Here is a 13,324-nt window from a genome sequence, read left to right on the forward strand (position 1 = left end):
ATCACCCGGCGCGAGCACGGGCGAGGGATCATTCTGAATGAGTTCGACGACGCTTCGATTCGTTCAAGCGATGCAGCGATTCCGTGCCGGGACGGAACCGCTGCTCACTCGAATGCAGCGCTCTGTAGGATTCGGACTTACAGCGAGCGCTGGATGGTCTCCACGCGATAACACTCGATAACGTCGCCGACACGCATGTCGCCGTAGCTCTCGAAGGCCATGCCGCATTCCTGGCCGGCCTGCACTTCCTTCACTTCGTCCTTGAAGCGCTTCAGGGTCGACAGCTTGCCCTCGTGAACCACGACGTTGTCGCGGATCAGGCGGACATTGGCGCCGCGTTCCACGGTGCCGTCGGTGACGCGGCAGCCGGCGACCTTGCCGACCTTGGAGATGTTGAACACTTCCAGGATCTGCGCATTGCCGAGCATGGTTTCGCGCAGCGTCGGAGCAAGGAGGCCGCTCATCGCCTTCTTCACGTCATCCACGAGGTCGTAGATGATGTTGTAGTAGCGGATCTCGATGCCGTTGCGCTTGGCGAGCGCAGCCGCTTCCTTGTTGGCTCGCACCGAGAAGCCGATGATCGCGGCGTTGAAGCCTTCCGCGAGCGTGACGTCAGACTCGCTGATGCCGCCGACGCCGGCATGCAGGATGCGGGCGGCGACCTCGTCGGTGCCGAGCTTCTCCAGCGAGCCGAGAATGGCTTCCAGCGAGCCCTGCACGTCGGCCTTGATGACCAGCGGGAATTCCTTGCGACCCGCGGTCTTCAATTGCGACATCATCTGCTCGAGCGAGCCGCGCATGCCGGAGATCGAGGCTGCCGCGTTCTCGCGCTTCTGGTGCGCGCGGTAGCTGGTGACCTGGCGGGCACGGGCTTCGTTCTCGACCACGGCGAGACGATCGCCGGCTTCCGGCGGACCGTTGAAGCCGAGCACCTCGACCGGCACCGACGGACCGGCCTCCTGCAGGGTCTCGCCCTGGTCGGAGATCAGCGCGCGGACACGGCCCATCTCGGCACCGGCGACGATGATGTCGCCGACCCGCAATGTGCCGCGCTGGACCAGCACGGTGGCGACCGGGCCGCGGCCGCGATCGAGCTTGGCTTCGATCACGGTGCCCTCGGCCGGACGATCCGAATTGGTCTTGAGGTCGAGGATGTCGGCCTGCAGCGCGATCATCTCGAGCAGACGATCGAGATTGGTCTTGTTCTTGGCCGAGACCTCGACGTCGACGACCTCACCGCCGAGCGATTCCACCTGCACCTCGTGCTGGAGCAGCTCGGTGCGAACGCGCTCGGGACGGGCGTCGGGCTTGTCGATCTTGTTGATCGCCACGATCATCGGCACCTTCGCCGCCTTGGCGTGGTTGATGGCCTCGATCGTCTGCGGCATCACGCCGTCATCGGCCGCGACCACCAGCACCACGATGTCGGTGACCTTGGCGCCGCGGGCGCGCATCGCGGTGAACGCGGCGTGGCCGGGCGTGTCGATGAAGGTGATCTTCTTGCCGGAGTCCGGCGCGGTCACCTGATAGGCGCCGATATGCTGGGTGATGCCGCCGGCTTCGCCGGAGACCACGTTGGCGTGGCGCAGCGCGTCGAGCAGCGAGGTCTTGCCGTGGTCGACATGGCCCATCACGGTCACGACCGGCGAGCGGGTCTCGGTGTCGGTCGAATCGTCGACGACGTCGAACAGGCCTTCCTCGACGTCCGAGGCGGCGACGCGCTTGACGGTGTGGCCGAGCTCCTCGGCGATCAGTTGCGCGGTGTCGGCGTCGATCACGTCGGTGATCTTGTGCATCGCGCCCTGCCGCATCAGCAGGCGGATGACGTCGACCGCGCGCTCCGACATGCGGTTCGCCAGTTCCTGGATGGTGATGGCTTCCGGAATCGTCACCTCGCGGATGAGCTTTTCCTTCTGCTCATTGGCGGCATGGCCCTTCAGGCGCTGGGTGCGGCGGCGGAACGAGGCGATCGAGCGCTCGCGCACGTCGTCGGCGGTGAGCGCGGTGACGACGGTCAGGCGGCCGCGCTGCTTCTGCGGGCCTGGCTTGGCCGTGGTCTTCGGCGGCGGGGCCGGACGCGCGGCGCCACCGGGGCCACGGCGGATCTGGCGCGGACCCTCATCCTCGTCGGGGCCTGCCGCGACACCAGGTGCGCGGCCGAGCGGACCACCACCGGCGGGGCGGGCGCCAGCAGGGCGTGCCGCGCCTGAGGGCGCGCCGCCGGGACGCGCGCTGGTGCCGATCTGCTGCGGACGGCTGCCCGGCGCGCCTTGCGGACGGCCTGGCGCCTGAGACGGCCGGGCCGGCGCGCTCACCGTGGGCTGCGGAGCGGCGGCTGCCGGACGCGGCGCCTCGCCTTCGCCGAAGCGCTTCTTGGCCTCGAGCTCGGCCTTGCGCTTGGCCTCTTCTTCGTGGCGGTGACGCTCTTCCTCGGCCTTGCGGCGCGCCTCGGCAGCCTCGCGCTCGGCGCGTTCGGCGGCTTCGCGCTCGGCGCGGCGGCGGGCTTCTTCCTCGGCCTGGCGGCGCTCCTCGATGTCGCGGACGCGTGCGTCGGCGAGCGCGCTGGCGCGGGCCGAACGCTCATCCTCGGTCAGGGTGCGGAGCACGACGCCGGAGCCGCCGCGCTGCGACGAGCCGGACCGTTGCCCGGACGGGCGATTGCTCGGCGGCGGCGGCGGAGGAGGCGCCTTGGCGACGGTCGGCTCCGGCGCGTGCGGCGCATCGGGCGCCCCATCGCCGACGCGGCGCTTGGTGCCCCGCTTCTCGACCACCACCTGCTTGCTCCGGCCATGTGGGAAGCTCTGGCGTACCGTGCCAGTCTCGACGCGCGGCTTCAGCGTCAAGGTCTTGGTCGGGACACTCAGTTTCTTGTCGCCCGGAGTATTGTTGTCGGCCATTCAGTCGTCCTAATCTCGTTACCAGCGTGCGGGTCTGCCGCACCGTCCCATTCGTGCAATCGTCGCGTATTCGTAGCTATGTCTTCGAAGTCGAAGCAGATTTCGTGGCCGCGGTTCCGGCAATCTTGTCAGCGTCGGCCGACCGGTATCGGACCAGAGTCTGGCTGCGCGACAGGAATGTCCTGCTCGCCGGGCCTGCGAGCACGGCAGCATGTATCACATTTGAGCGCCCAAGTGCCAAATCCAATTCTGCCGAAGTGAGACAGCAGATGATCGGAAATGGCGGGGCTTGTCCTTGGTCCCCGTCATTCGGCCGCAGCAGGGCGTCGAGTTTGCGAATTCCGTCGGCCGCGCCGTCCGCGGCATGGAGGAGGGCGGCCAGGCCGGCCCGGGATTGCCGCTGCGACAGCGCCGCTTCCACCTTGGAAAAGCCTGACACGACCTGGCCGGCCTTGGCGGCGATCCCCAGCGCTTCGATCGCGCTGCGGGCCAGCAAGGCCTCCAGATCCTCGGCAAATGTCGGTTGGACGCGGACGTTGGTCTTGAAACCACGGCTGAAATGGTGACGCCGCACCGCTTCTGCAACCGCCGGCCGCGAGGCGGTGATCCACAATCCCCGTCCGGGCAGCTTGCGCTTGATGTCGGGCACAACATCGCCCGACGGGCCGACCACGAACCGGATCAGCTCGCCGATCGGCCGCACTTCGCGGCTGACCGCGCACATCCGCATGGTCGCGGACTTTTCAGTCCGCGGTCCATTGTCGAGCTCGGGGTCGGCCAAAGCGAGCATGCGGTGGTGCGGTGCCTCATCTCAAGCGATCGGAGTGATCGTGGGGGTCATTAAATCGTCCATGGTCAGGCTCCGGATCAAGCCGGCTGTCCTTCAGACTCGTCCTCGGCCTCGGACTCCGCGGCGCTCTTGGCCAGGTCTTCTTCGCTGATCCAGCCGGCCTTGACGCGGGCCTGCATGACCATGGCTTCGGCGTCGTCGCGCGAGACGTCGAGGCCATCGAGAATGCCGGCGAACTTGGTGGCTTCCCCGCCCTCCTTGCGCTCGGTCCAGCCGACCAGGTCGTCGGTGGCGCAGCCAGCGAGGTCATCGACGGTCTTGATGTCGTTCTCGCCGAACTTGACCAGCATCTTGGTGGTGACGCCGGGCACGTCCTTCACCGCGTCCTCGACGCCGAGCTCCTTGCGCTTGGCCTCGAGCTCAGCCTCCTGCTGCTCCAGGAATTCCTGGGCGCGGGTCTGCAGCTCGGTCGCGGTCTCCTCGTCGAAGCCCTCGATGCCGGCGAGATCCTTGAGATCAACCAAAGCAAGCTCCTCCACCGAGGTGAACCCTTCCGACGCCAGCAGCTGGCCGACGACCTCGTCGACGTTGAGCGATTCCATGAAGACGCGGGTGGAGTTCTCGAAGTCGGCCTGGCGGCGCTCCGATTCCTCCTGCTCGGTCAGGATGTCGATGTCCCACCCGGTCAGCTGCGAGGCGAGGCGGACGTTCTGGCCGCGGCGGCCGATCGCCAGCGACAGCTGGTTGTTGGTGTCGGGCACGACGACCTCGATGCGCTCGCGGTCCTCGTCGATGACGACCTTGGCGACTTCGGCCGGCGCCAGCGCGTTGACCACGAAGGTCGCGATGTCGGGCGACCACGGGATGATGTCGATCTTCTCGCCCTGCAGCTCGTTCACCACCGCCTGCACGCGCGAGCCGCGCATGCCGACGCAGGCGCCGACCGGGTCGACCGAGGAGTCGCGGGAGACGACGCCGATCTTGGCGCGCGAGCCGGGGTCGCGGGCGACCGCCTTGATCTCGACGATGCCGTCGTAGATTTCCGGCACTTCCTGCGCGAACAGCTTGGCCATGAATTGCGGATGGGTGCGCGACAGGAAGATCTGCGGGCCGCGGGTCTCGCGGCGGACGTCGAACACATAGGCGCGGACGCGGTCGCCGTTGCGGAACACCTCGCGCGGCAGCATCTCGTCACGGCGGATGATCGCCTCGCCGCGGCCGAGGTCGAGAATCACGCTGCCATATTCGACGCGCTTGACGACGCCGTTGACGATGTCGCCGATGCGGTCCTTGAATTCCTGGTACTGCCGGTCGCGCTCGGCCTCGCGCACCTTCTGCACGATGACCTGCTTGGCCGACTGCGCGGCGATGCGGCCATATTCCAGCGGCGGCAGCGTGTCGGCGATGGTGTCGCCGATCTGCGCACCGGGATTGGCGCGGCGCGCGTCATCGAGCGAGATCTGGTTGGAGGGGTTTTCCACCTTCTCGACCACCAGCATGTGGCGCGACAGCCTGAGCTCGCCCTTGCGCGGGTCGATCTCGGCATGGACGTCGGTCTCGCTGCCATAGCGGGCGCGGGCGGCCTTGGCGATCGCATCTTCCATGGCGGCGATCACGATGCCGCGGTCGATCGACTTCTCGCGCGCGACGGCGTCGGCGATCTGCAGCAGTTCCAACCGATTGGCGCTGACGGCCATGGCTCAAGTCTCCTCTAATCAGGATCGATCTCGCCCCTGCGCGCGCGATCGGCGGCGAGGCGATGCTTCTTGGTATTGGTCGGCAGCGGCTTCTTGGCCAGCTTGTCGTCTTTTGCTTTCGGCGGCTTCGGCTTGGGTTTCGCCTGGGCCGCCGGCTTGGCGTGCGGCGCCAGCGGCGGGACGATGCCGAGCTCGCGCTTCTTCTCGCGCTCGGCCGCCTTGCCGCGGCGCATGGATTCGGCGATCAGCTCGTCCGTCAGCACCATCTTGGCGTCGCCGATGTCGGCCATCGGCAGCACGACATCCGGCTCCTGGTCCTTGGCCACGTCGTCGCGGGCGATGCGCACGCCGTCGCCCTCGACGCCCTTGATGATGCCGCGGAAGCGTTTGCGGTTCTGATGCGCCACCGCCATCTCGATCTTCACGAGATGCCCGACATGACGTTCGAAATCGGAGCGACGAACCAGCGGCCGGTCGATGCCCGGCGACGAGATTTCGAGCCGGTAGGCGCGCTCGATCGGGTCGGCGATGTCGAGCACCGGCGACAGCGCCCGCGACACCGCCTCGCAATCCTCGATCTGCATCGTGCCGTCGGGACGTTCGGCCATCACCTGGACCGTGCAGCCGGACTCGCCGGAGATGCGAATTCGCACCAGCCGGTAACCCATTCCCTGCAGCACGGGGTCGGCGACCGCCGCGACGCGCGCTGCCACGCCCGGCTCGACGACGAGACGGGGCTCGGTCAGAAGGTCGGTGTCAGCGGCTGCGAGGGTCGGTTCCGTCATCGAGGCGTCGATCGCGTATCTAGCTTGTTTCGGCCATTCGGCCGGGCCAATCGCGCTCACCGGATCGATCGCGCCGGTGGCAGAGCGATCCAGGTAACAAAAAAGAGCGGGTCCGGAAGGGCCCACCCTCACTACGCGATCGTATATGAGATGATGTTTGATGGCGCTCATATAGCCGCTTTGGCGACCGACGGCAAGGGTCGTCTGGGTCCAAACCGGGCCTGGAACCTGGAATTTGCGACGCCCCCGGCGCCCCATCGTCGCTGCGTCCTCGCCTCGGACCAGCCGACCCGGCAGATCGACAACCGTTCGTTCACCAAGTTCATCTAAAATTCGAATGTGTTTGCGTGCCCCTGCTCGATCGCCGTCGGCGCTCCGCAGCAGGCGCGTGGTGTGGCGTTGCGTTCCGAGTCGACAACATGACCCCAGCTACCGCGCTCATCCCCGGGCTCGACGGGATTGTCAGGCATCGCGATGCCGAGCGCTGCCTCGAGGCCACGCGCCGCATTGCCGATCTCTTCTTCGAAGACGTCAACAGGCTGCGCCCCGAGCACATCAATCTGTTCGATGGATTGCTGATCGATCTGCTTCCGTTTGCCGACGTGTCGACGCGCGTCGATCTGGCCGAGCGCCTGTCGCACCTCGTGAAGGCGCCGCGCGTCGTCATCGGGCAGCTTGCCCGCGATGACGAGGTCGCAGTGGCAGGCCCGCTGCTGCGGCGCTCATCCGCGCTCGATGATGCCGCCCTGATCGATGTCGCGCTGAGCAAGGGTCAGGGACATCTGCTGGCGATGGCCGAGCGGCCGGTGCTGTCGGTCGACATGACCGACGTGCTGGTGCGGCGGGGTGATCGAGATGTGGTTCGACGGACCGCGGCCAATGCGGGCGCGGCATTTTCCGAACGCGGCTATTCCGACCTCGTCAACCGCGCCGGCTTCGACGGCGTGCTGACGCTTGCGGTCGGCAAGCGCAATGATCTGTCGGATGAGCATCTGAAGCAGCTGCTTGCCGGTTCGCTCGACGTGGTCAGGCGGCGGCTGTTCGATGTGGTGCGGCCGGAGAAGCGGGCCAGGATCAGGCAGGCCATGGCCGAGCTGGCCGACGTCGCGGGCACGACCGTCAGCAAGCGCAACTTCGTGCCGGCGCAGCGGGCCATTCTCTCGCTCTACGAAGCAGGCGCGCTCGACGAAGCGGCGCTGCTCGGCTTCGCGTCCGAGCACAAATATGAGGAGGTCGTTGCAGCGCTCGCCGCCATGACCGGCCTGAAGATCGCGACACTGGACCGGCTGGTGTCGGGCGATCGTCACGATCCGCTGCTGATCCTCGGGCGCACGATCGGCCTCGACTGGCGCACCGTGCAGGCGCTCATCCTGCTTCGTCTGGGGCCGAAGCGCGTCCCGGCGCAGCGCGACATCGAGGCGCTCCGCGTCAACTACGCGCGCCTGCTGTCGTCGACGGCCGAGCGCGTCGTCGCGTTCTGGAAGACGCGGCACTGACGCTTCGCCATCAGCGCCGCCGGAAGATCAGGTAGTTGGCGACGCGGCCTTCGCGCGTTGCCTTCCGGCCATAGCGGGTCATCGTGTAGTCCGCCCAGGGCAGCCGCCAGTCGTCGGCTCGCTCCGCCGTCCACACGAAGTCGGGCGAGCGCAGCAGATGCCACAGGGTCCAGGCGCAATAATCGGCGATGTCGCTGACGAAGCGGAATTCGCCGCCCGGCTTCAGCGCCCGCGCCATCGCGGCGATGGTCGCCTCCTGCACGAAGCGCCGCTTCCAGTGCCGCCGCTTCGGCCAGGGATCGGGATGGATCAGGTCGATGCGCTGCAGCGACTGCGGCGGCAGCCAGGCGAGCAGCTCGGCCGCATCGCCGGCCAGCAGCCTGATGTTGCCGATGTTGTCGGCTTCGATGGCGGCCAGGATCTTGGCCATGCCGTTGACATAGGGCTCGCAGCCGATGAAGCCCGTGGTCGGATGGGCCTTCGCTTCCGCGGCGAGATGCTCGCCGCCGCCGAATCCGATCTCGAGCCGCAGCGCCTCGGACGGCGGATCGTACAGCGTCGGCAGCACGGCATCGGCCGGCGAGGCGAGATCGAGCGCGAGATGCGGCAGCAGGTTGTCGACCAGATCGGCCTGGTGCGCCCGCAGCTTGTGGCCCTTGCGCCGGCCGAAGAACGAGCCGTGACGATGCGGCGCGTCGCCATCCGTGAGATCGTCGTCGATGGGCATCATCACAGGGCTCACCGCAGCGTCTGATAGAGACGGTGGAGGAGCCGCGCGCGCGGCTCGATCGAGGAGATGTACATCTGCTCGTAATGCGTATGCGCGCCCTTGCCGTCGACCCCGAGGCCATCGAGCGTTGCGGTGAATGGCGCGGTGAAATTGCCGTCGGAGCCGCCGCCCGTGTAGGTATCGGCCAGCTCGAAGCCAAGCTCCTCGGCAAGTGATTTCGCGTGCTCGAACAAGGCTGCGCCGGCGTTGCCCTTGACGTAAGGCGGCCGGTTCACCTCGCCCTTGACCTCGACCGTGACGCCGTCACTGCGCGATTTGAGGCCGAGAATCCTGGGCACGATCTCGTCGGCATCCGCTGGCGTCGGCAGCCGGGCATCGACCTCGGCGTAGGCTTCCTCCGCGATCACGTTCGGACGCGTGCCGCCGCGCACCACGCCGACATTCACCGTGATGCCGCGCGCAGGATCGTTCAGCGCCTCGAGCGCGTGGATGACATTGGCGAGTTCGCGGATCGCACTGCGGCCGTCCTGCGGTCGCGCACCGGCATGGGCAGGCACGCCGCGGATCGACACGTCGAAGCGCGCAACGCCCTTGCGGCCGGTGACGATCTTGCCGCCGTCACGCGCCGGCTCGGTCACGAGAACATATTTGGCTTTGCGGCCTTCCTCCTCGATCAGCGCGCGCGACGTGGGACTGCCGATCTCCTCGTCGGAGACGAACAAATGAGTGATGCCGAGCGGCGAGCGTTCGCCTGCTGCACACAGCTGACGGAACGCATGATAGGCGAGATAGGCGCCGCCCTTCATGTCGTAGATGCCGGGGCCGTAGGCGACGTCGCCGTCGATCGAGAAGGGCAGGCGCTGGATGAAACCGATCGGATGCACCGTGTCGAGATGGCTGAGAACCAGAATGCCCGGCTCGTCCTGGCCCCAGGACGAGCGCACCGCCAGATGGTCACCGCAGCCGTCGCGGCCTGCGATCCGTTCGACCGCGGCGTCGAGTCCGCGATAGCCGTCGGCAACCAATGAGGCCAGTCTGTTGACCTGGTCAGGCGCCTCGGTCGGCGTTTCAATCTCGACCCACTGGCGGATGCCATCGAGGATTGTGCGGCTATCGAACGGATTGCTGTTGGCGGTCATGGGCTTTGCGAGCAGTTCTCTATGGTTACCAAATGGTGGTCGGCGGAGGGCGCGTTGGATGCCGGTCTTGGCCGGGATGCGGCGATGCGCTGCCCAGATCCGCGCGCCACATGCGCATAAAAAGATTTAGAGCGCGACAGCCTTTCCCGAAGGGGAGCCATCGCGCTCTATTGGTCGTGATCGAACTTGTCTATCGGATCATTGGCACTGCGGAATGTGACGCGTCGTCTGCGACACCCGCAAGGCTTGCTCCGCCGATGGCCCCCCGTAGGCGCTGACATTCATATGAGAGACGTCATATGAGGAAGGACGGCCGCGATAGGAATGTCAGCGCCAGCGCATCAGCGTGGCTCAGCTCTAGCCCTCTTCCGGCGCTTCGCGATCAGCAATCTGCTCGACCAGGTCGACGATGCTGCGACGAAGCTTGGAGTCGTGGATCCGCGTGAACGCGCGGGTCAACGCCAGCCCTTCGGAGGTTGCCAGAAAATCAGACACATAGGCCGGAGAGGCGCCCTCGCCGAACGATTCACCATTGATCCCGCCGCTGGGAACCCCTTCGAACAGGAAGGAAACAGGGACCTGCAGGACTTCCGAGATCTGCTGGATCCGGCTGGCGCCGACTCGATTGGTGCCTTTTTCGTACTTCTGTATCTGCTGGAACGTGAGTCCGAGAGCCTCACCAAGTTTTTCCTGGCTCATGCCCAACATGATACGGCGCATCCGCACCCGGCTGCCGACATGCTTGTCAACAGGGTTGGGCGCTTTCGTCGACATCTCTCAACTCCTTAGAATCAGGGCCTCGGAACGAGGCGGTCGCAGTATGCCTCAGGCGCTCACACCGTCAATTTCTGCTCGCATGTCGTACTAACGATGGACGGTCGAGCAGCGAACTGAGCGGATCATGCTGCCGCGCGAGAATGCGAATTGCAGCAGCTATCTGTCAACACTTGGGGTTTTGCTTGTCAAAAAAAATCTTACGGACCCGGAAAGAATTCAGATCTTGCTGCCGTCAGGGAAGCTTTTGAGCAACACGTCTGCGAACGACCGTGCTCAGGGCGATCACTAACAGGATTGCGGCCGGAATGTCGCCAAATCTCGCATAGATCGTGGGCTGCAGCGCAACAGGCAGCGTGGAATCCAGCACGCCTTCCGTGCCGAGAGATAGTTGCGCGACGATGCGGCCGACCGGATCGATCACGGCGGAGATGCCTGTGTTCGCAGATCGAACTAATGGAAGGCCTTGCTCGATCGCACGCCACTGGGCCTGTTGCAGATGCTGATGAGGACCGGTCGAGATGCCGAACCAGCCATCATTGGTCAGGTTGACGATCCAGCCCGGTCGTTCCTCGCCAGGCACGCTATCGGTTGGAAAGATCGCTTCGTAGCAGATCAAAGGCAGAACACGCGGTGCGTGTGGCACGTCCAGGTTGCGTCGCGCCGTGCCTGGGATGAAGCCGCCCTGCACCCGGGTCAGCTGTTCCAGCCCGATCCGCTCGAGCCAATCCTGAAACGGCAGGAACTCGCCGAACGGCACCAGATGGAGCTTGTCGTAGACCGACAGCACCGTGCCGTCGTGATCGATCACATAGATCGAATTGTAGGCCCGGGTGATCGGCGTGTTCCGCGGCCCGTCCGGGGCGCGCACCGAACCGGTGATCAGGACCGTGCCCGGCGACAGCAGATCTGCGATCTGGCCCATCACCTTGGGCTCGCGGGTCAGGAAGAACGGAAATGCCGATTCCGGCCAGATCAGCACGTTGGTGTCGCGGACGCCGGTGGCCTTGGGCCCCGAGGCGCGGTCGGACAGCGCAAGATAGCGCCGCATCACCTCGGCCTTGGCGCCATAGTTGAATTTGACGTCCTGCTGCAGGTTCGGCTGCATGATCCGCAGCTTGAGATCGGCGACGAAGGCGGTCGGATGCAGGCCGAGCCGGATCACGCCGAACACGCCCATGACGACCAGAAGGGCCGCGCCCAAGGCCGGAACCCGCCAGGCGTCGCGCCAGGTCTTGCCGTCGATCAGCACCGCGGGGCTGGCGAAGATCGCGATGGTCAGCAAGGTCATGCCCCAGATGCCGATCAGCGAGGCCGACTGCGCCAAAGCGAGCGGCTGGGACAGGGCGTAGCCGAACGTGTTCCAGGGAAAGCCGGTCAGCGCATGGCCGCGCAGCCATTCGCTCGCGGTCAGGCAGGCCGCCAGCGCCAGGATGCGGCTGGAATCGCGGGTCCAGATCAGCCGCGCCAGGGCGAAGCCGAGCGCCGGGAACAGTGCCAGATAGGCCGGCAGGCCCAGCACAGCAAACGGCATCAGCCAGGCGAAGGTCTGGGCGTCGACCAGGAAGGCGTTGCCGATCCAGTACAGGCCGGGGACGAAATAGCCCATGCCGAAGCAGAAGCCGGTGAAGGCCGCGGCCGGGATGCCGCGCCGCCGTCCGGCCGCCGCGCCGTCGATCAGCCAGACCAGGACCGGAAAGGTGAGGGCGAGCACCGGCCAGGCATTGAACGGGGCCATCGCCAGCGCGGAGAGGGCACCTGCGGCGAGCGCGATCCCGGCCCGCTTCCAGCCCCAGGCCAGGACGACGCCAAGGGCGAGGCTGCGGATCGTCGATGGGCGCATCACTGTGAACTGGCTCCGTCGCCTTGCGGCCGGCCGCTGTCGTCACTGCCGGGGATGGGACCGGTTTCCGGAGACGGTGGCGGCTCGACTGGGCTGCCCGTGTCCGGCGGGGCCATTTCCGGTGCGGCCTCGCGGCGCCGGCTCTCGCGCGGTGGGCGGGGTGTGGGGCGCTCCTTGCGCGGCGCGATGCGCAGCCGCTTGACCCGGCGCGGGTCGGCGTCGAGCACCTCGACCTCGAAATTGCCGGGGCCTGAGATCAGCTCGCCGCGCACCGGCAGCCGGCCGACATGGTTGACGAGATAGCCGCCCAAGGTCTCGACGCCCTCGCCGGCCTCGCCGGTCACGAAATCCTCGCCGATCACCCGGCGCACATCGTCGAGGCTGGCGCGGGCGTCGGCGATGAAGGCGTTGTCGGCCTGGCGCATGATCGCCGGCGGCTCGTCGCTGTCATGCTCGTCGTCGATCTCGCCGACGATCTGCTCGACGATGTCCTCGATCGAGACCAGTCCGTCGGTGCCGCCATATTCGTCGACGACCAGCGCGAGATGGATACGCGAGGCCTGCATCTGCGCCAGCAGGTCGATCGCGCGCATCGACGGCGGCACGTAGAGCAGCTTGCGGATGATGTTGGCCTCAAACAGCGGCATCGACAGGTCGACGGCCTTGAGATCAAGCCCGGCGGGCAGCGGCTTCTTGCGTCGGGCCTTCACGTCGTCGGACACGCGCGCCTGCGCTGTCGTGAAGGCGAGCAGGTCGCGGATGTGGACCATGCCCTCGGGATCGTCGAGCGTATCGTTGTAGACGACGAGCCGTGAATGCGACGCGCTCTCGAACAGGCTCATCAGCTCGCCGAGCGTGATGTCGCGCCGGACCGCGACGATATCGGCGCGATGCACCATGACGTCGGCGATCCGCCGCTCATGCAGGTCGAGGATGTTGCGCAGGAGGGTGCGCTCGACGGCCGAGAAGCCGATGTCGTCGGGCGTCGATGCATCGAGCACGACCTGCAGATCGTCGCGCACCGATCCGCCGCCCTTCCAGCCGAACAGATTGCGCAGCGCCCGCAGCAGCCAGCTCTCGCTCGGCGACCGGCCGACTTCGGATGGCGGCACCACGGCCGGCAGGTTGCGCGTGTTGCGCGGATTGTCGTGGATGGGCTCGGAATCGGCCATG

Annotated in this window: 10 protein-coding genes; 1 reads left to right on the top strand and 9 read right to left on the bottom strand. The window is 66.6% G+C overall.

All coding sequences use genetic code 11. The features are described 5' to 3' along the window. Positions 1-137 precede the first annotated feature (137 nt). The 4 genes from infB to rimP all read right to left on the bottom strand — a co-directional run bounded on the left by infB (position 138) and on the right by rimP (position 6,169). Entirely contained in the window at positions 138-2,897 is a 2,760-nt protein-coding gene (infB, locus tag QQL87_RS13350) for a translation initiation factor IF-2 (RefSeq protein WP_284418610.1), read from the bottom strand. Between the two features lie 76 nt (positions 2,898-2,973). Next, the gene (locus QQL87_RS13355) at positions 2,974-3,687 is read right to left on the bottom strand and encodes an RNA-binding protein (RefSeq protein ID WP_284418611.1); all 714 of its coding nucleotides are present in this window, start codon (positions 3,685-3,687) and stop codon (positions 2,974-2,976) included. Between the two features lie 77 nt (positions 3,688-3,764). After that, a complete protein-coding gene (gene nusA, locus QQL87_RS13360; RefSeq protein WP_284418612.1) occupies positions 3,765-5,384 on the bottom strand; it encodes a transcription termination factor NusA in 1,620 nt (539 codons plus the stop codon). A gap of 14 nt (positions 5,385-5,398) precedes the next feature. Then, positions 5,399-6,169, bottom strand: a complete 771-nt coding sequence (gene rimP / locus QQL87_RS13365) for a ribosome maturation factor RimP (RefSeq protein WP_284418651.1) — start codon at positions 6,167-6,169, stop codon at positions 5,399-5,401. Between the two features lie 419 nt (positions 6,170-6,588). On the opposite strand from rimP, the gene QQL87_RS13370 reads away from it, so the two are divergent. Next, positions 6,589-7,665, top strand: a complete 1,077-nt coding sequence (locus QQL87_RS13370) for a DUF2336 domain-containing protein (RefSeq protein ID WP_284418613.1) — start codon at positions 6,589-6,591, stop codon at positions 7,663-7,665. Between the two features lie 10 nt (positions 7,666-7,675). Here the strand turns inward: QQL87_RS13370 and trmB are convergent, their stop codons facing one another. From trmB to QQL87_RS13395, 5 genes are all read right to left on the bottom strand, one after another. Continuing rightward, entirely contained in the window at positions 7,676-8,395 is a 720-nt protein-coding gene (trmB, locus tag QQL87_RS13375) for a tRNA (guanosine(46)-N7)-methyltransferase TrmB (RefSeq protein ID WP_284418614.1), read from the bottom strand. Between the two features lie 8 nt (positions 8,396-8,403). Beyond that, positions 8,404-9,534 carry a M20 family metallopeptidase gene (locus QQL87_RS13380; protein WP_284418615.1) on the bottom strand — a complete coding sequence of 377 codons (1,131 nt, stop codon included), beginning with the start codon at positions 9,532-9,534 and terminating at the stop codon, positions 8,404-8,406. Positions 9,535-9,891: 357 nt separating this feature from the next. Then, positions 9,892-10,308, bottom strand: coding sequence for a helix-turn-helix domain-containing protein (locus QQL87_RS13385; protein ID WP_284418616.1), 417 nt, complete (start codon positions 10,306-10,308; stop codon positions 9,892-9,894). A 235-nt stretch (positions 10,309-10,543) separates the two neighbouring features. Further along, positions 10,544-12,151: an apolipoprotein N-acyltransferase gene (gene lnt / locus QQL87_RS13390; RefSeq protein WP_284418617.1), complete on the bottom strand. Its 1,608-nt coding sequence runs from the start codon at positions 12,149-12,151 to the stop codon at positions 10,544-10,546. After that, a complete protein-coding gene (locus tag QQL87_RS13395) occupies positions 12,151-13,323 on the bottom strand; it encodes a hemolysin family protein (RefSeq protein WP_284418618.1) in 1,173 nt (390 codons plus the stop codon). Before QQL87_RS13395 ends, lnt begins: the two co-directional genes overlap by 1 nt. Position 13,324 lies beyond the last annotated feature (1 nt).

Origin of the sequence: Bradyrhizobium sp. SSBR45G, assembly GCF_030159255.1 — a bacterium.
Lineage (GTDB): Bacteria > Pseudomonadota > Alphaproteobacteria > Rhizobiales > Xanthobacteraceae > Bradyrhizobium.